Source organism: Winogradskyella sp. (assembly GCF_016744625.1).
Classification (GTDB): Bacteria; Bacteroidota; Bacteroidia; order Flavobacteriales; family Flavobacteriaceae; genus Winogradskyella.
Genome location: NZ_JADGDZ010000018.1, coordinates 15166 through 31485, shown reverse-complemented (window position 1 = coordinate 31485; position 16320 = coordinate 15166). Strand labels below are relative to the sequence as shown.

Sequence of the window (16320 nt, the reverse complement as noted above, 5' to 3'; positions counted from 1 at the left end):
AACCGAAAGGTTAAATAGGTATGTTTAAAGAAACGCTTCACTATCTCGGAATCTCAATCGTTTCAAGAATCTGATCTACAACTTTGTCAACTGTAAAAGCTTCCATTTCTCGTTCTGGTGTTAAGACCAATCGATGTTTTAGAACTGCTTTTGTACAGCGTTTAATATCATCTGGTGTTACAAAATCTCTACCACTTATAGCTGCATTTGCTTTTGCAGCATTTAATATGGCAATTGAGGCTCTAGGAGATGCTCCTAAATATAAATTCGCATTAGTACGTGTATTGTTAACAATTGAAGCGATATAATTTAAGAGATTGTCTTCTACTACAATTTGTTTAATTAGGTTTTGGTACTTCTTAATAGCAGCAGCAGATAGTACAGAAGATATGGTGTTAAAATCCATACTGTCCTGTCTATGATGATTATCAACTAATATTTGAACTTCATCTTCTAAAGATGGATAATCAACTTCTATTTTAAATAGAAAACGGTCTAATTGTGCTTCAGGTAGGCGATAGGTTCCTTCTTGCTCAATTGGGTTTTGGGTTGCAAACACTAAAAATGGTAGTTCCATCTCATAACGTGTGCCATCCATTGTGATTTGGCGTTCTGCCATCACTTCAAACAAAGCAGCTTGCGTTTTTGCTGGTGCTCTGTTAATCTCATCAATCAACACAATATTAGAAAAGATTGGTCCTTTTTTATATTCGAACTCGCTAGTTTTTACATTGAAAATTGAAGTTCCTAAGATATCACTAGGCATTAAATCTGGTGTGAATTGAATTCGACTAAAATCTACATCCATAGTTTTTGCTAATAACTTTGCAGTAACTGTTTTTGCGACACCAGGAACACCTTCAATTAAAGAGTGGCCATTAGTTAAAATAGAAATGATTAAGAGTTCAATCATTTCATTTTGTCCAACAATAAATTTCGCAATTTCTTGCTTAATATCTTCAACACTATCTTGAAGCGGTTTGAGGTCTAAACGACTTTTAAAATCTTCTGATGTGTTTTCAGTAGTTTCATTAGGTGTATTAGTTTCACTATGATTTGTCTCATCTAAGTTTTCTGATGATGGTGTGTCTTGATCTTCCATTATAGCTTATGTTTTGTAAAGTGTTCTATTTTTTTATTCAGTTCTATGAGCTCTTGCTCAGTATGATTTGTTTTCGATTTCAAAAAGACTAAGTAATCGACTAAGGTTTTGGTTGTTTCTTTTGTGTTACTCGATTTAGTGGCTAATTTTTCTATAAAACTAGGGTTGAATTGATTGGTGTCTAAGTAGTAGTTAGTTCTTACAAACTCTAGGAAATATTGAGTTTTCTTTTCAATAATATTAGTAAAATCACCATGCTGATAATACAATTCTCCAATAGTTCTTGTAAAATCTACAGTAGCATTGTCTAGTTTTTTTATCACAGGAATAATCCGTTGTACGCGTTTACCTCTGAAAATGACAAATAAAATTAAGCCTAGCATACTAACGTAAAAAGCCCATTTCAATGCTGTGTTTTGTAGAATGTAACGTAACGGACTTGTAATCACTTTACGTCCGCTTTTATAATTATTATCCCAAATAATTTGTTGTTTTGGTAGATAGGATAAAACCGTTGCAGCATAATCTTCTTTATCATCCATGAGATGGTAATTGGTAAATGCAAAAGGATTGGTGTGCAAAATAAATTGACCATTGTTTTCACCAACTGCTACTTTTATAAAGTTGGCATTGGTTTGTTCAATATCGTCTTCATCTTTAGTTGTAATAGTTCCTAAAATTGTAGTTTTTAATGTGTCTATAGAAGTAAAGTGACTGTTTTCAATAACATCGTTAAATAATCTATTATTTTTTTGAAGACTTGGGCTTGTAAATTTACTCTCAGATTCTTTTTTGTACAGATTAGTGTATTGTCGTGTTATACCAATGTTAATAGAGTCTAAAACATTTCCATAAGCATAAGTACTACTAATAAAAACGGAATTTCCTTTTTCTACAAAATTTAGTAAAGCATTAGATTCTTCTGAGTCAAAGGAGATGCGATTATTAATAAGCACTAAAGTTTTCTGAGTTGTTGTGTCAACTTTCTTTAAGTATTGATATATAGATTCTTCTGAAGTTAACATGTCTTCATCCGAAAAGGTTTCTAACTCATTAAAAAGCACATAGCAGCCCAAAGGTATCTTATCTGCTGCAGAGAATGAATCGCGCCAGTTTAATGCTTTTGGTTTGGTAACTTCAGCAATCATCATAAAAACAATCACTGCACCAATAATATAGAGCGCTATTTTAGAACGCTTATCCATGTTGTACTGTTTTTATAAGTTGATTAAAATCGTCTTTGTTTTTATTGAAACTTGCTTCGTCAATCGGAAATTCTCCATACCATACATAGTCGTAGATATAAGAAACACGTTTAAACAATGCTTTCAATTTTGAGTCTTTTATTTCATTGAGATAGTCTGAATTAGTCTTATCGAAATGCCATTCAATAGTTTTTTTATTTGCTAAAGATTTTAAAGATTTAAGATAGAGATAGCGTGTTGCTAATCTGTAATTATTTTCTTTCAGTGCTTTAGTTATAAGTTTATCAAAATCAATTTGTTCAATGTTTTCTTCAACATAGCTAAATCCATCGATGGTTTTGTTTTCAGTTTTAAAGACAGAACTCACTGGGTTTTGTAGTAAAAATTTAATCAGTAAGTATAATACGATTAAACCGAGTAATCCATAGACAATGTATTCTAAGGTCTTGTAATCAACAAAATCAATGTCGAATCCAAAGAGGTCACTCATCCAATTGAAAAATTTTCTAAGAATGCGTTGCATTAAGTTAATGCCACCAGTATCATTTATAGAATAATTAAAATCATCACTTGCATAATTGTCTTTAAAGTTGTCTTTAAAATAGGTGACATCAATATTTGAAGAATCTCTTTTAACAATGACATCTTGAGCCCATAGTATAGACGAACCAAATATGGTCATTATATATGTATTGATATGTCTGAGTTTCGATTTACTCATTAATACCAATTTGATCTATTTTCTTTTGAAGGAAACCATTGTACTTTACTTCGTTAATGTTGTAGTAAAGAATTCCATAAGCCAATTGCGATAGGGCTTGAGTGTATATAAACGATAATAGAAACATAGCAAAGCCAAATGTAAACACCAAAGTTGCAAATGTATTTGTTGTTAGGTCTATGCTACTTTCAACAGAAAAGTAAACATAAATACCAATGATAACACTTGGTATAGAAACGATAAGTGCAGAAATCATAAGGTTAAGAATACCGATAACCAAACCAAATAAGACAATGCGCCAAAACTGAGAGAAGGTGAAATCAAAACCTTCAGAAATAGCTTCGCCAAAACTTTTCTTAGAAGAAAATATGGACATAAAGGTTAATCCAAAAACAGCAGCTAATGTAAAACTTAGTCCATACTGTACAATCATTCCTAAAAGTGGAATAAATGAAATCATTACTGAAATAGCTAAATAGACACCATACATTAAGGCACCAATGAGAATGAATACTATTATGGTTCCAAGATTATTTAAGATGCTTCTCCAGATATTTTTAGAGTCTATTTCTCCATCATTATTGGCATATTCAGCGACATAAGCACTAGAAAAACTATAATTGATTAATGAGGTTACAAAGACAATTAATAAAAGAATCACCACACCAGCAATAAAATAGCTTTCGGTTTCTACGTTGTTACTCATTCCAAATCTAAAATCTCTACTCGCTAACCCCATAAAACCTGTGACTAACAAATACGAGCAAATGAGTGTAAGAATAATGCTTATAGCATTATATCTAAGGTATAAGTTAGTGTATGCTTTAAAATTATGTTTCAGGAAAAGAAAATAAGTGTTTATAATATCTCCAAACGTACTTCTAGTTCTTAATTCAATATACTTTTCGTTCACGTTATTTGGGATTTGGGTATTAATTGTGATGTATTTCGATTGCGCTCAGCATGATTTACTTTATTCAAAGCTATTGGATAAATAATATAATAATATACTATAACAAAAAGTGAAATAAAAATGATACCATAAGCTAAAAACGAAGGCATTTGTTCACCATATCGTGTAATAAAGCCTTCAATAAAGCCAGCGATGATAAAAAACGGAATAGTGCTTACCACTATTTTAAGGCCATCTTTAGCACCTTTCATAAAAGCAACGCGTCTCGAATAGGTTTTGGGAAACAAGAAACTATTGCCCATTACTAAGCCTGCACAACCAGCAATAACAATAACCGAAATTTCTATTGTACCATGCAACCAGACTGTTGAGGTCTTTTCTAAAATACCGTAGTTGTAAAAGAAGGTTATGAATGCTCCAAGCATTATTCCATTGCTAAATAGTACATAAATAGTACCAACACTAAAGAACACTCCAAGTGCAAATGCAATAATTGCGACTCTAATATTATTTATCGTAATACCTAAAAAGGTACCAATATTACTGCCACTTTTATAAACAGCCATTGGTTCTCCTTTTTCAATATTTTCGATGGTCATATTAACATAAGAATCACCAAGAATTAGTCTTATAAACGAATCATCATTTAATGTTGAAACGACACCAATAATAACTGCAGACATAAAAATTAAGAATGCATAAAGCAAGGTTTTATGGTATTGATAAAAGAAAAGCGGAAACTCATCTCTCCAGAACGAAATAATCTTGTTTTTAGATTCCTTTTTAGTAATATAAATCTTTTGATGTGCTTGCGAAGCCAACGAATTTAGGTACAATAAGGTCTTGCTCTCTGGATAGTAAGTCTGAGCATAAGATAAATCGTTAGTAAGTTGTATATAGTAAGAAGCTAAGTCATCTGGATTTATTTTCACATTATTATCTAATGCGTTTTCAAAACCAATCCATTTTTCTTTATTTTGCTTCACGAAAGATGCCTCGCGCATAAATCATTTTAATTTAAAACGAATATACATTTCAATGAGCAAATTAGCAATTAACACTGCACAAAATGTTAACCTAAATTACAAGTTAATTGGTTTAGGAGAACGTATGGTAGCTTTCTTAATTGATGGTGTTATTTTAATTACTTACATGACCATAATGGAAAACCTAATTTCCATTTCAGAAATATTTGATGCTGATGGTTGGACAAGACGTGGTTTCCTAGGTTTGTTTACATTACCTGCTCTTTTTTATTCGGTAATATGTCATATCGTTTTTGGTGGACAAACTATTGGAAAAATGATTATGAAAATTAAGGTGGTAAGTGTAGATGGTTCGCCAACAGAATGGTACAACTTTTTTGTACGATGGATGCTTAGAATTGTGGATTTATGGATATTCTCACCATCTATAGGCATCTTAAGTATTTTATTGTCAGACAAAAAACAGCGTGTAGGAGATGCAGCAGCAGGAACTATTGTTATTAGTGTGAAGAAAAAGCACAAAATATCAAGTACAATTCTCGAAGATATTAATGATGACTATGAACCTGTATTTAGTAATGTTACACAGTTAACAGATAAAGATGTTAGGATTATAAAAGATGCATATACCATATCGAGGAAGAACAATGATTTTAAGACATTGACTATACTTAAAAATAAGATTTGTGATACATTACAAATTGAAACGAAGTTGTATGATGTTCAGTTTATAGATACTATTTTAAAGGATTATAATTACTATACTCAGAATATGTAAGCAGAGAATCAAATTTGCATTTAGCAAAATTGTATGAATCGCTTATCCCGAACTTGTTTCGGGATCTCACAAATAAGAGAAACAAACTATGTTTATCCAAACCATTGATATTTTAGGAACCATAGCCTTCGCTATTTCTGGCGTATTGGTTGCTATGAATAAACGCATGGACCCTTTTGGTGTCTTCATTATTGCCTTTGTCACTGCAGTTGGTGGTGGAACATTACGCGATTTACTTATTGGATATACACCAGTTTTTTGGATGAAAGATATGCTTTTTATCTATGTTATTGCAGCTGCTGTATTTCTTGCTGTAGTGTTTAGAAATCAAATAAAACATCTTAGAAAATCACTCTTTTTGTTTGATACTATTGGTATAGGTTTATATACCGTTATCGGGATTGAAAAAGGCCTAAACGCAGACTTGCATCCTATAATTTGTATTGCTTTGGGTACTATGTCTGCCTGCTTTGGTGGTGTAATAAGAGATATACTGTGTAATGAAATTCCTGTAATATTCAGAAAAGAAATCTATGCTACGGCTTGTATTTTTGGTGGTATCACTTATTTTGTATTACGCGAATTTATTGATGATCAAAACCTAGTTTTTGTAATTGCTTTGAGTGTCGTTATTACTATCAGGTTATTGGCAGTAATTTTTAAAATTAGCTTACCTAATATTTATAAGAAAGAATAAGTCTCTTCTACAGATAATTACCAGACTTTATAGTGGTTTTTATTTGGGTGTCTTCATATTTGTGTTCAATTTCTATAGTTCTAAAATGCATCAATCTGACGAATATCATTGTATGAAAATAGCTTCAATTTTATATTTGAGTTATTAATTCAAATCTATATAATCATGAAAAATTCACTATTTAAAATTTTAGGACTTACATTACTTTTTGCTTCATTTATAACATTTGTGACATGTAGTGATGATGATGACAATCCACCTCCAGTTATAAATAAAGTTATAGTTGTTTCCAACCCAGATACGGGTATGTTTTCTTCTATAAATTTGGCTGATGGTGTACTCACGAGTTTAGGTGTTGTTACTTTAGAAGGCGAAACTGTATTGGGTATCAGAGATATTGTATTTAATCCAGCTAACGGAACTGTTTATGCGAGTTCTAAAGCAAATGACCCTTACAACGGTAAAGTTTATAGTATTAATCCTGCAACCTTAGAAGCAACTGTAATAAATGATAATGCTGATGAAGATTGGTATGCGCTTCCAGGATTAGAAATGTCTAATGGTAAATTATTTGGAACAGTGTATTGGGATGATTACGACCCAATTTATAATGAAAGCACAGGATTGATTTGGCTAAATTTAGATGGCAGTTTTATTGAGTCTAAACCTTTAATATTTGAAGACGAAAATTATTCTATCAACGAAGGTATGGCGATAGAATATGGAGCTTCTAATAATGAAATTTTAATGACTTACGGAAGTGATATTTTAGTTTCAGATATAAATGGTAATATCTCTGAAATCATAGACATAAACGGTGAAGGGTTTCCAATGGATAGTAATCTTGATTCAATTAGAACGCTTGAGACAGGTAATAATGGAATATTATATGGTATTGATAGACATGGTAATTTTGGTAGTATAAATTTAACAACAGCTGTTTTTACATATATCGCTACACTTCCTTCTGAGAAAATTGTGGCATTATCAAATATCCCAGAAACAATATTTGAATAAAACCAATTCCTATATAAAACAAAAAAGGAGACTATTATTAGTCTCCTTTTTATTCGATTTAAACTCTAACTCTTTGGAACAGGAAAACCACGATCTCGCATCAACGCTTCAATCTTAGCATCACGTCCTCTAAATTTTTTATAGGCTTCAGCAGGTTCCATTGCATTTCTAGGTGCGAATAAATACTTTACCAGTTTTGCAGCGACGTCTTTATCATAAAATCCATCTGGTGCTTCTCTAAAAGCTTCAGAAGCATCGCTGGTTAACACATCTGCCCACATATAACCATAATATGCTGTAGCATAACCTTCACCAGAAAATACATGCCCAAAATGTGGTGTTCTGTGACGCATTGGTAATTCTTTTGGCATGTTCATTTCGGCTAAAGTTTCACGCTCAAATTTATCGATATCAATATCTGTTGGATCTGCTAAATGCAATTTCATATCAATTAGGGCAGAGGCTAAATATTCAGTTGTTCCAAAACCTTGGTTAAAGGTAGATGCTTTTTTGATTTTCTCAACCAACGAAGCAGGAATTGGTTTTCCTGTTTCATGATGCACCAAGAATTGGTTAATTACTTTGTCTGTAGATAACCAACGTTCTAATAGTTGCGATTGAAACTCAGTATAATCTCTTACACCACCTTGTAATGTTGGATATTTTACATCTGCAGAGAAGAAGTGGAGCGCATGACCAAACTCATGGAAAAAGGTCGTTGCATCATCCCAAGATACCAAAACAGCTTCACCAGGTGCTGGCTTTACAAAGTTAGAATTGTTAGAGGCTAAGACATTAGTCTGTCCTTCAAACGAAGTAGAACTTCTATAGGTTGTTGCCCAAGCTCCTGAGCGTTTCCCTTCGCGTGCAAAAGGATCTAAATACCAGATGCCAATATGCTTACCAGAATCTTTGTCTGTGACTTCCCAAACGTTGACGTCTTCATGAAAAACGGGTACAGAGTCTTCTGCAACTGGAGTAAACTTATAATTAAATAACTCACCAGCAGTAAAAAACATAGCTTCTGTTAGTTTGTCTAGTTGAAGGTATTGTTTAACTTCATCACTATCTAAATCGTATTTCTTTTTTCGAACTTTCTCAGCATAGTATCTATAATCCCAAGGTTCAATAGTAATATTATCTCCAAGTTCGTTAGCTACAGTTTGCATATCTACAACTTCTTCTTTTACTCTTGCAATTGCTGCAGGCCAAACTGCCATCATTAAATCCATAGCATTTTCAGGGTTTTTAGCCATACGATTTTGTAATCTCCATTCTGCGAAATTGTCGTAATCCATTAAACCAACACGTTCTTTACGTAGCTTTAGTATTTCTGCAATTAATGCATTGTTATCATATTCATCTCCATTATCACCACGAGAGTAGTAATTTGCCCAAACTTGTTTACGTAAACTACGTTCTGTAGAATAGGTTAAAAACGGATCCATTGAAGAACGTGTATTGGTAATCGCATATTTACCATCTTGTCCTTTGTCTGTTGCTATTTTGGCTGCCGATTTAATGTAACCATCTGCCAAACCACCTAATTGATCCTTGCTTAAATAGGTCACATAGTTTTCTTCGTCATGTAAAACGTTATTCCCAAATTTGGTATATAAACTTGATAGTTCTTTATTTATGGCTGCGTAACGTTCCTTCTTCTCGGCATCTAGGTTGGCACCATTCATTTCAAAACCTTTATAGGTTAAATCAACCACACGTTGTGCTTGTGGCTCTAAAGGTGTTTTCTGCGAAGCATCATAAACTGTTTTTACACGTTGAAATAATTTTTCGTTCTGAGAAATTTTAGAATTAAATTCCGAAAGTTTTGGAGCTAATTCTGTTTGTGCTACTCTAAATTCTGGAGACGACACATTACTTCCCATAATGCCATAGTATGCAAATACACGATTTAAGGCTTTACCTGCACTTTCCATTGCGACTATAGTATTGTCGAAAGTTGCAGCTTCCGTGTTATTTGCAATGGCTTCAATTTCTGCTAGGTTGAGTTCCATCGCTTCTTCCATAGCTGATTTTATGGTGTCTACAGATAGTTTGTTAAAAGCAGGAACACCTTCGTAAGGCCCTGTCCATTCTTGGATAAGTACATTATCGCTCATTAATTTTTCGTTTGCTTCTGTGTTTTCTTTGCAACTTGCAAATAGAATGACGCTGCCTAGAACGGCAACTTTAATTGATTTAGAAATCATGGTTTGTTAGTTTTTCGGAATTACGAAAACAAGGTATTAAAAAATGAAAAGAAGACTCTTAATTATTTTATAATTTCTACTTTTCTGATATATACATTTTCTAGTGGCCAATCTCCTTTATCGGTTTCTACAGCATTAATTTTATCCACGACATCCATACCGTCTATTACTTCTCCAAAAACCGTATAATCTTTATCTAAATAATCTGCTCCCCCTTTTCGATGAATAATAAAAAACTGAAATGGTGATGCTAATTTATAGGCGTTTTCAATTTCACTACTAGGCATGGATATAGCACCACGTTTGTGTGTGAATCCGCGTTTGGTATCTGGAGGCAATAAATACTTACCAATCTTTCGTCGCTTCTTATATAAATCTACAGCATCACTACTTCCTCCTTGTATTACAAAATTCTTTACCACGCGATAAAATTGTGTGCCATCATAATATTTACGTTTTGTGAGATAAATAAAATTGGCGCGATGAAACTTTGTTTTCTTATAAAGAAGAATATCAATGTTTCCGAAATCTGTAGTGATTCTTATTTTATTTTCCTTGTGTTCCTTTTCATAATCTAAAAAGAACTCCATAGCATTTTTATTGGTAAGCTTAGGAAATCCTGAAACGTTTGCTTTTTGAACTGTGTCAGTTTTTATAACTAACGAATCTTTAACAACTGTTGTATTTGTTTGTTTTGAAGTTTGCTTATCTTCACAATTAAAGAATAAAAGTAAAATACATACAACTAATAGAACTCTCATAAATGGTTTTTGATACGTTTTTAGAATCTGTAGTAAAAATAGAACATCTCGAGCTTTTTGGCGAAACATCTCACGCTAAAATGTCTCCACCATATCGTATAGAATTAGCAGAAAAAATGAAAACTAAAGCTAAATCAGCTAAGAAAGCTGGCGTTTTGTCTTTATTTTACCCTAATGCTGAAGGTGAAACGTATTTAGTATTAATTCTGCGTAAAACTTATAAAGGAGTACATTCAGCACAAGTTGGATTTCCTGGAGGCAAATATGAGTATGAAGATAAAGACTTAATGATAACAGCAATTCGTGAAACAGAAGAAGAGGTTGGTGTGCCAGAAAAATTAGTAAATGTTATAAAAACCATGTCTCCTTTATACATACCTCCAAGCAATTTTATGGTGCATCCATACCTAGCAATATCAGAAACAACACCAAATTTTATTAAACAAGATGAGGAAGTCGAAGCTATTATCGAGGTAAAACTAGCGGATTTTTTAAACGAGGTGAATACCATAACAACAAGAGTACCAACATCTTTTAATGTAGAGGTTGATGTACCAGCATTTATTTTAAATGGTCATATTGTTTGGGGAGCTACTGCAATGATGCTTGGAGAAATAAAAGACTTGCTAAAACAGGTTTTATAGTAAATACTCAAAACAGATAGATTTAAGGTTTTTCTACTGGTTCTTTTTTCCTTTCTCTTTGTTAAAATTTTAAACCGTAGCTTAAATTATGCTTGAATATTTTGCCTAGATAGAGAAAAGAATAACTGTCTATAAAATTCCCGAAATCTACCTGCTTTGAGTATATCTTATTTGTTACATTTGTAACTGACTAAAATTGAACACTGACTATGGGATTATTCAAAAAGAATCCTTTCGGACATATACTTTTTGTAAAAAAATGGCTGATAAGAATCTTAGGCGTTGCGACACACAGACGCTTTAGAGGTTTTAATGAATTACAGGTTGAAGGTTCTGATATAATTAAGAATTTACCTGATACTAATGTGTTGTTTATATCCAATCACCAGACGTATTTTGCTGATGTAATTGCGATGTTTCATGTGTTTAATGCGAGTTTAAGTGGTCGCTTAGATAACATTAAGAATGTAGGTTATCTGTGGAACCCAAAATTAAACATGTATTATGTTGCAGCTAAAGAAACCATGAAATCTGGTTTACTGCCTAAAATCTTTGCCTATACAGGTTCAATTAGTATAGAACGTACATGGAGATCTCAAGGAAAGGATGTGAATCGTCAGGTGAAAATGAGCGATATCACCATGATTAAGACAGCTTTAGATGATGGTTGGGTAGTGACTTTTCCACAAGGAACAACAACACCATTTAAACCCATTAGAAAAGGTACAGCACATATCATTAAGACATATCAACCTATCGTGGTTCCTATTGTTATAGATGGCTTTAGACGTTCTTTTGATAAAAAAGGACTTCGAATAAAAAAGAAAAACATTTACCAATCTTTTGAAGTAAAAGAACCTTTACAAATAGATTACGAAAATGAATCTATTGCTGATATTGTAGAAAAGATTGAATACGCTATAGAGCAACATCCTTCGTTTCTAAAAGTGATTCCGCAAAAAGAATTAGAAGAAAAAGAGCGCTTAAATAAAGAGCTTAGAGATTGGTAAACAAGTCTTGTTGTAAAACGCTATCTATTCTACTTTTAAATAGATATTTCTCGTCTACATGCAAAGCCAATATTTTATAAGCTCTTTTGATACCATAAAGACCATTTAGGGTTTGTTCATGTTTCAGTTTTATAACTAAGTTATGACCTTCTAAATCTCCTAATAACGATAACTTCCTAGTTGTTTTATTTAACTCAATATCTTTTGTAGATAATTCTATAGATTCAATATCTTGAATATGGATTGTAGTTTCATTCATAATACCATAACGAAGATAGATCACGTCATCTTCTATAAGAATTGGTCTTTTAAGCATTGATTTTAAAAATCCAAGAATTTGAATTCCAGAATAGACACTTATTCCAGTTAAAATCCAAGCTGCAGTCGTATTCCATTTAGATAATAGTAAATGAAACGTTACAGTTTCAATAGCGGTTAAAAATAGCAAGGCAATTAAAAGTCCTATTGTACCACTGTCTTTATGGTATGAGAATTCGTTGGGTTTTAGTGTTCTTTTTTTCCAATTAATAAATCCATAATAGAACACAGCAATTTCAGTAACAAAAGGAGTAGCAGCAACTTTTGGAAGAATCTCAGAACAGGTTGCCTTTATAGTTGTGAAAAAGTCGTTAGATATATTTTGTGTATTCAATTTATAGAGACGTCTAGCTTTTATAATCTTATATATAATAAACGATAAGATAGAGAATTCTATAACTGGCAGTACCCAAGTTTTAAATAGACCTAAATAATATTGATTTTCTGAAGGAAGAATAAGTGAACAGACAATAACTCCAAGAATAATAAAAGGAACAATTGTTGTTTTTAGAATTGATGTCTTACGAATTAGTAAAAAATAAATAAGTGGTGTTGTTAACAATAAATCTATAGTTATTGCTATACTTAATGTATTAGAATTTGCTTCAAAAAGTGATGAATAGGTGAGTAGAACCATTGATGTAATTAAGAGCAATGGTATTGCAAAGATGATTAAGCTTTTTTGAACGTTTAAAGTTTTATTCATGCTTAATTTATTTTCAATTCTACTAGACTTCAAGTTTTTTAAGCTCGTCGTAATTTCTATTAAGACGTTTTAATAGCACTCCATAAATTAGTCTATAGAATAACCAAAGCAGTATTAAAAAAATTCCTGCTACTAGTATTATAAATCCATATAACACTAACATTTGATTAGTGCTAAACTCAATTATTTGCTGATGAAACTCTGGGTTTTCATTATACTCAAAATAAAGAGAAAGCGGTATAGATAGAAAAATCATTGCTAAGTTAAAAATCACATAGTACTTAATTACTTTTCGTGTTTTTAGAATGTTCTCCATTAATTTTTTTGCACTATCTGTAGAAGAAATCGCCTTATAAGATTTGAAGAGTAAATAAATGAATAAGAGAATTACTATGTAACTGAGTATGCTGAGTCCTAAAAATAGTGGATTCTCATAACTCGTTTCTAACTTTTCTTTAAAGTTTGAAGATAAAAAGTAGGGAAGGATTCCTGCTAAAAGCCAAAAGGCTAATTCTGCAATACTGATATAAAATAACGTCTTTACAATCGAAGACGATTTTTTATGTAACATTGGGTAGATGTCTGAGTCAGAATAACTTTTAAATTCTGTATTTCCACTGTTCCAGTCTTTTTTTAATAAATCTAATTCATCCATAGTTTTACGGATTTAATATTGTTCTTAATTTCTTTTTTACACGATTCATTTTCACTCGTGCATTGACTTCACTAATACCTAAAGTCGCGCTTATTTCTCTATAGTCCTTGTCTTCTAAATACAGAAACACTAAGGCTTTTTCAATATCGTTTAATTGATGTACTGCTTTGTATAAGAGCTTTAATTGTTGCTCTTCAGTATCATCGTATTCTTCTGCTTTTATTTTAAATTCAACAGTATCAAACTCTTGTGTGTTGATTCTGCGTTTGGATTTTCTATACAGTGTTATAGCTGTATTTAAACCAACGCGATACATCCATGTGCTAAATTTAGAATCACCTCTAAATTTAGGATATGCTCGCCATAACTGAATTGTTATTTCTTGGAACAAATCGTTATGAGCATCTGCATTGTTGGTATATAAACGACATACCTTATGTACAATGTTTTGATGCTTTTGCAACTGTTCTACAAAACTATGTTCGAGTTCTTTGTTCAATTGATGAAATTGGTTAGTTACCTAATTAGTAGTATTACTTTAAGTATTGTTACAAAAATATCCGACTATAGTTTTAAGTTCTGTATTTACTTAGTAAATCCGTATCTTTGCAGTCCTAATTTCAACTGTTATTTTATGAATATTCCCAAGTCAAATCTGCCTAGAATCTTAATTATAGGAGGAGGTTTTGCTGGTATAAATTTAGCGAAAACCTTAGCTAATAAAAATATTCAGGTTGTATTAATTGATAAACATAATTATCATACGTTTCAGCCTTTGTTATATCAGGTTTCTAGTTCTGGGTTAGAACCAGATTCTATTGCATACCCTTTGAGGAAAATTATAAAAAAGCATAAAACGTCTTTTTTTCGTTTGGCTGAAGTCGAGCAGATTTTACCAGAAGACAAGCAAGTTTTAACCAGTATAGGAGCTATATCTTATGATTATCTCGTACTTGCTACTGGCACAAAAACCAACTATTTTGGTAATAAAGGCATTGAGGACAACAGCATGCCAATGAAGACGGTTCCTCAAGCTCTAAACATAAGAAGTCTTATTTTACAAAATTTTGAAAAAGCAGCAATCGCGGATTCAAAAGAAGAACGAGAAGCCTATCTAAATTTCGTTATAGTAGGAGGAGGACCAACAGGTGTGGAACTTGCAGGAGCTATAGCTGAGCTTAAAAATAATATTTTGCCAAGAGATTATCGAGATTTAAATGCTATTGATATGTGTATTCATCTACTCGAAGGTGCAAGTAGAGTGTTGCCACCAATGAGCGAACATGCCTCTAATAAATCAGCTCAATTTTTAAAAGATCTTGGCGTGCAAGTGCATTGCAATACGTTTGTAAAAGATTATGATGGTTTAACGGTAACAACAAATTCAGATTTGGTATTGCAATCCGAAACTTTAATTTGGGCAGCTGGTGTTACTGGAGCTCCAGTTTTAGGACTAAATGCTGATGCTTTAGTAGAAAACGCTAATAGATATTCAGTTAATGAGTATAATCAAGTTGAAAGTTATTCAGATATTTTTGCTATTGGAGATATTGCTTTAATGACTTCAGAAGAATATGAAAGAGGGCATCCTCAAGTAGCACAGCCAGCAATACAACAAGGAAAATTATTAGGGAAAAATCTATTAAGACTAATAGATAAAAAACCACTAAAGCCTTTTATATATAAAGATAAGGGCTCAATGGCGACTATTGGTCGTAATAAAGCTGTTGTAGATTTAAAGGCTTACAAGTTTGGAGGTTTTTTTGCTTGGTTTATTTGGATGTTTGTTCACTTAATGTCTTTAGTAGGTTTTAGAAATCGTGTGATTGTATTGTTCAATTGGACGTATAATTACATCAATTTTGATAAAGCTGCACGATTAATTATTAGACCTTTTAAAAAGTAAGTTTTACTAATCCTTAAGTTTAAGAATACCGATAACAATGAGATATTGTGCTACTGCATAAGTCACCATAATACTAATATTAGACCAAGGAATAGGCTGGTAAAACTTATTTAATGCCAAAATACTATCGGAAACCATAAAGAATAATGCACCTAAAAAAACAAAACCATAACTAAGGATATTGACTTTGTTTTTTCTTAAATATGCTGAAGTCGCCATACTTAAAATAACGAGCATATAGACTACAACTGGGATTAACATTACACCTAAACCATCTTTTAAAAAATTGAAAAGACTTGCTGCATAGACCAATAGTAGAGCAATAAAACCAAATGGCGAAACTTTAGTGTTTCTATGTTTTAAAAATAAAAGAACATACATAATGTGTGCTGTTAAAAAAGCAACTAAACCTAGTGTAAAGAACTGCTCAGATTTATCTACAAACATTAGTAAAACATCACCTAATAAAGAAAATACTAAAGCTAAAAGTGTAAGATTTCTTATGGGCTTAGATAACGATTCAGAAGTTTTAACAAATAAAAAGATAAGACTTATTACGATAGCTGGCTTTGCTATATAATGTGTATTCTGTAAAGATGTGGTACTTCCTGTTAAGAGTTCAATAAGAACAATAATGAAGAATATAATACTGAATTGTTTTTCGGTGTTGGTGAGCATGAATTAGGTATTT

Annotated in this window: 17 protein-coding genes; 6 read left to right on the top strand and 11 right to left on the bottom strand. The window is 32.1% G+C overall.

Features of this window, described 5'->3' with window-relative positions; genetic code table 11:
* Positions 1 to 40 precede the first annotated feature (40 nt).
* Genes QZZ53_RS06140 through QZZ53_RS06120 form a run of 5 tightly spaced genes read right to left on the bottom strand, consistent with a single transcriptional unit; the run spans position 41 to position 4945 of the window.
* Positions 41 to 1102, bottom strand: a complete 1062-nt coding sequence (locus QZZ53_RS06140; protein WP_296382613.1) for a MoxR family ATPase — start codon at positions 1100 to 1102, stop codon at positions 41 to 43.
* Positions 1102 to 2307: a DUF4350 domain-containing protein gene (locus tag QZZ53_RS06135; protein ID WP_296382611.1), complete on the bottom strand. Its 1206-nt coding sequence runs from the start codon at positions 2305 to 2307 to the stop codon at positions 1102 to 1104. Before QZZ53_RS06135 ends, QZZ53_RS06140 begins: the two co-directional genes overlap by 1 nt.
* Complete coding sequence (locus QZZ53_RS06130; RefSeq protein ID WP_296382609.1) at positions 2300 to 3028, bottom strand: hypothetical protein; 729 nt, start codon at positions 3026 to 3028, stop codon at positions 2300 to 2302. Before QZZ53_RS06130 ends, QZZ53_RS06135 begins: the two co-directional genes overlap by 8 nt.
* The gene (locus QZZ53_RS06125; protein WP_296382607.1) at positions 3021 to 3941 is read right to left on the bottom strand and encodes a hypothetical protein; all 921 of its coding nucleotides are present in this window, start codon (positions 3939 to 3941) and stop codon (positions 3021 to 3023) included. Before QZZ53_RS06125 ends, QZZ53_RS06130 begins: the two co-directional genes overlap by 8 nt.
* On the bottom strand, positions 3938 to 4945 hold the full coding sequence (locus QZZ53_RS06120; RefSeq protein WP_296382605.1) for a stage II sporulation protein M: 1008 nt from the start codon (positions 4943 to 4945) through the stop codon (positions 3938 to 3940). Before QZZ53_RS06120 ends, QZZ53_RS06125 begins: the two co-directional genes overlap by 4 nt.
* A 34-nt stretch (positions 4946 to 4979) precedes the next feature.
* Here QZZ53_RS06120 and QZZ53_RS06115 point away from each other — a divergent pair, with 34 nt between their 5' ends.
* From QZZ53_RS06115 to QZZ53_RS06105, 3 genes are all read left to right on the top strand, one after another.
* Complete coding sequence (locus QZZ53_RS06115; RefSeq protein WP_296382603.1) at positions 4980 to 5705, top strand: RDD family protein; 726 nt, start codon at positions 4980 to 4982, stop codon at positions 5703 to 5705.
* Between the two features lie 88 nt (positions 5706 to 5793).
* Positions 5794 to 6402 (top strand): trimeric intracellular cation channel family protein, encoded by a 609-nt coding sequence (locus tag QZZ53_RS06110; protein ID WP_296382601.1) that lies wholly within the window; start codon positions 5794 to 5796, stop codon positions 6400 to 6402.
* A 165-nt stretch (positions 6403 to 6567) separates the two neighbouring features.
* Positions 6568 to 7419 (top strand): hypothetical protein, encoded by an 852-nt coding sequence (locus QZZ53_RS06105; RefSeq protein ID WP_296382599.1) that lies wholly within the window; start codon positions 6568 to 6570, stop codon positions 7417 to 7419.
* A gap of 65 nt (positions 7420 to 7484) precedes the next feature.
* Here QZZ53_RS06105 and QZZ53_RS06100 read toward each other — a convergent pair whose 3' ends face one another.
* Positions 7485 to 9629, bottom strand: a complete 2145-nt coding sequence (locus tag QZZ53_RS06100; protein WP_296382597.1) for a M3 family metallopeptidase — start codon at positions 9627 to 9629, stop codon at positions 7485 to 7487.
* Between the two features lie 62 nt (positions 9630 to 9691).
* Positions 9692 to 10390 (bottom strand): peptidylprolyl isomerase, encoded by a 699-nt coding sequence (locus tag QZZ53_RS06095; RefSeq protein ID WP_296382594.1) that lies wholly within the window; start codon positions 10388 to 10390, stop codon positions 9692 to 9694.
* Between the two features lie 2 nt (positions 10391 to 10392).
* Here QZZ53_RS06095 and QZZ53_RS06090 point away from each other — a divergent pair, with 2 nt between their 5' ends.
* On the top strand, positions 10393 to 11034 hold the full coding sequence (locus QZZ53_RS06090; protein WP_296382592.1) for a CoA pyrophosphatase: 642 nt from the start codon (positions 10393 to 10395) through the stop codon (positions 11032 to 11034).
* 209 nt (positions 11035 to 11243) lie between these two features.
* Entirely contained in the window at positions 11244 to 12044 is an 801-nt protein-coding gene (locus tag QZZ53_RS06085) for a lysophospholipid acyltransferase family protein (RefSeq protein ID WP_296382590.1), read from the top strand.
* Here the strand turns inward: QZZ53_RS06085 and QZZ53_RS06080 are convergent.
* From QZZ53_RS06080 to QZZ53_RS06070, 3 genes are read right to left on the bottom strand one after another with little or no spacing between them, the layout of a single operon-like run.
* Positions 12031 to 13068 (bottom strand): hypothetical protein, encoded by a 1038-nt coding sequence (locus QZZ53_RS06080; protein ID WP_296382588.1) that lies wholly within the window; start codon positions 13066 to 13068, stop codon positions 12031 to 12033. The two genes, QZZ53_RS06085 and QZZ53_RS06080, sit on opposite strands and share 14 nt — an antisense overlap.
* Positions 13069 to 13090: 22 nt before the next feature.
* The gene (locus tag QZZ53_RS06075; RefSeq protein WP_296382587.1) at positions 13091 to 13723 is read right to left on the bottom strand and encodes a hypothetical protein; all 633 of its coding nucleotides are present in this window, start codon (positions 13721 to 13723) and stop codon (positions 13091 to 13093) included.
* Between the two features lie 4 nt (positions 13724 to 13727).
* Positions 13728 to 14222: an RNA polymerase sigma factor gene (locus QZZ53_RS06070; RefSeq protein WP_296382585.1), complete on the bottom strand. Its 495-nt coding sequence runs from the start codon at positions 14220 to 14222 to the stop codon at positions 13728 to 13730.
* 135 nt (positions 14223 to 14357) lie between these two features.
* Between QZZ53_RS06070 and QZZ53_RS06065 the strand changes: the two genes are divergently transcribed.
* Positions 14358 to 15629: an NAD(P)/FAD-dependent oxidoreductase gene (locus QZZ53_RS06065; protein ID WP_296382583.1), complete on the top strand. Its 1272-nt coding sequence runs from the start codon at positions 14358 to 14360 to the stop codon at positions 15627 to 15629.
* Positions 15630 to 15635: 6 nt separating this feature from the next.
* Here the strand turns inward: QZZ53_RS06065 and QZZ53_RS06060 are convergent, their stop codons facing one another.
* Complete coding sequence (locus QZZ53_RS06060; protein WP_296382581.1) at positions 15636 to 16307, bottom strand: lysoplasmalogenase; 672 nt, start codon at positions 16305 to 16307, stop codon at positions 15636 to 15638.
* Positions 16308 to 16320 lie beyond the last annotated feature (13 nt).

Excerpts from the sequence above, each read along its gene's own strand:
- QZZ53_RS06115 (WP_296382603.1), top strand. The coding sequence starts at position 4,980 with ATGAGCAAATTAGCAATTAACACTGCACAAAATGTTAACCTAAATTAC.
- QZZ53_RS06100 (WP_296382597.1), bottom strand. The coding sequence starts at position 9,629 with ATGATTTCTAAATCAATTAAAGTTGCCGTTCTAGGCAGCGTCATTCTA.
- QZZ53_RS06060 (WP_296382581.1), bottom strand. The coding sequence starts at position 16,307 with ATGCTCACCAACACCGAAAAACAATTCAGTATTATATTCTTCATTATT.
- QZZ53_RS06110 (WP_296382601.1), top strand. The coding sequence starts at position 5,794 with ATGTTTATCCAAACCATTGATATTTTAGGAACCATAGCCTTCGCTATT.
- QZZ53_RS06075 (WP_296382587.1), bottom strand. The coding sequence starts at position 13,723 with ATGGATGAATTAGATTTATTAAAAAAAGACTGGAACAGTGGAAATACA.
- QZZ53_RS06140 (WP_296382613.1), bottom strand. The coding sequence starts at position 1,102 with ATGGAAGATCAAGACACACCATCATCAGAAAACTTAGATGAGACAAAT.
- QZZ53_RS06130 (WP_296382609.1), bottom strand. The coding sequence starts at position 3,028 with ATGAGTAAATCGAAACTCAGACATATCAATACATATATAATGACCATA.
- QZZ53_RS06120 (WP_296382605.1), bottom strand. The coding sequence starts at position 4,945 with ATGCGCGAGGCATCTTTCGTGAAGCAAAATAAAGAAAAATGGATTGGT.
- QZZ53_RS06065 (WP_296382583.1), top strand. The coding sequence starts at position 14,358 with ATGAATATTCCCAAGTCAAATCTGCCTAGAATCTTAATTATAGGAGGA.
- QZZ53_RS06085 (WP_296382590.1), top strand. The coding sequence starts at position 11,244 with ATGGGATTATTCAAAAAGAATCCTTTCGGACATATACTTTTTGTAAAA.
- QZZ53_RS06105 (WP_296382599.1), top strand. The coding sequence starts at position 6,568 with ATGAAAAATTCACTATTTAAAATTTTAGGACTTACATTACTTTTTGCT.
- QZZ53_RS06135 (WP_296382611.1), bottom strand. The coding sequence starts at position 2,307 with ATGGATAAGCGTTCTAAAATAGCGCTCTATATTATTGGTGCAGTGATT.
- QZZ53_RS06080 (WP_296382588.1), bottom strand. The coding sequence starts at position 13,068 with ATGAATAAAACTTTAAACGTTCAAAAAAGCTTAATCATCTTTGCAATA.
- QZZ53_RS06090 (WP_296382592.1), top strand. The coding sequence starts at position 10,393 with ATGGTTTTTGATACGTTTTTAGAATCTGTAGTAAAAATAGAACATCTC.
- QZZ53_RS06095 (WP_296382594.1), bottom strand. The coding sequence starts at position 10,390 with ATGAGAGTTCTATTAGTTGTATGTATTTTACTTTTATTCTTTAATTGT.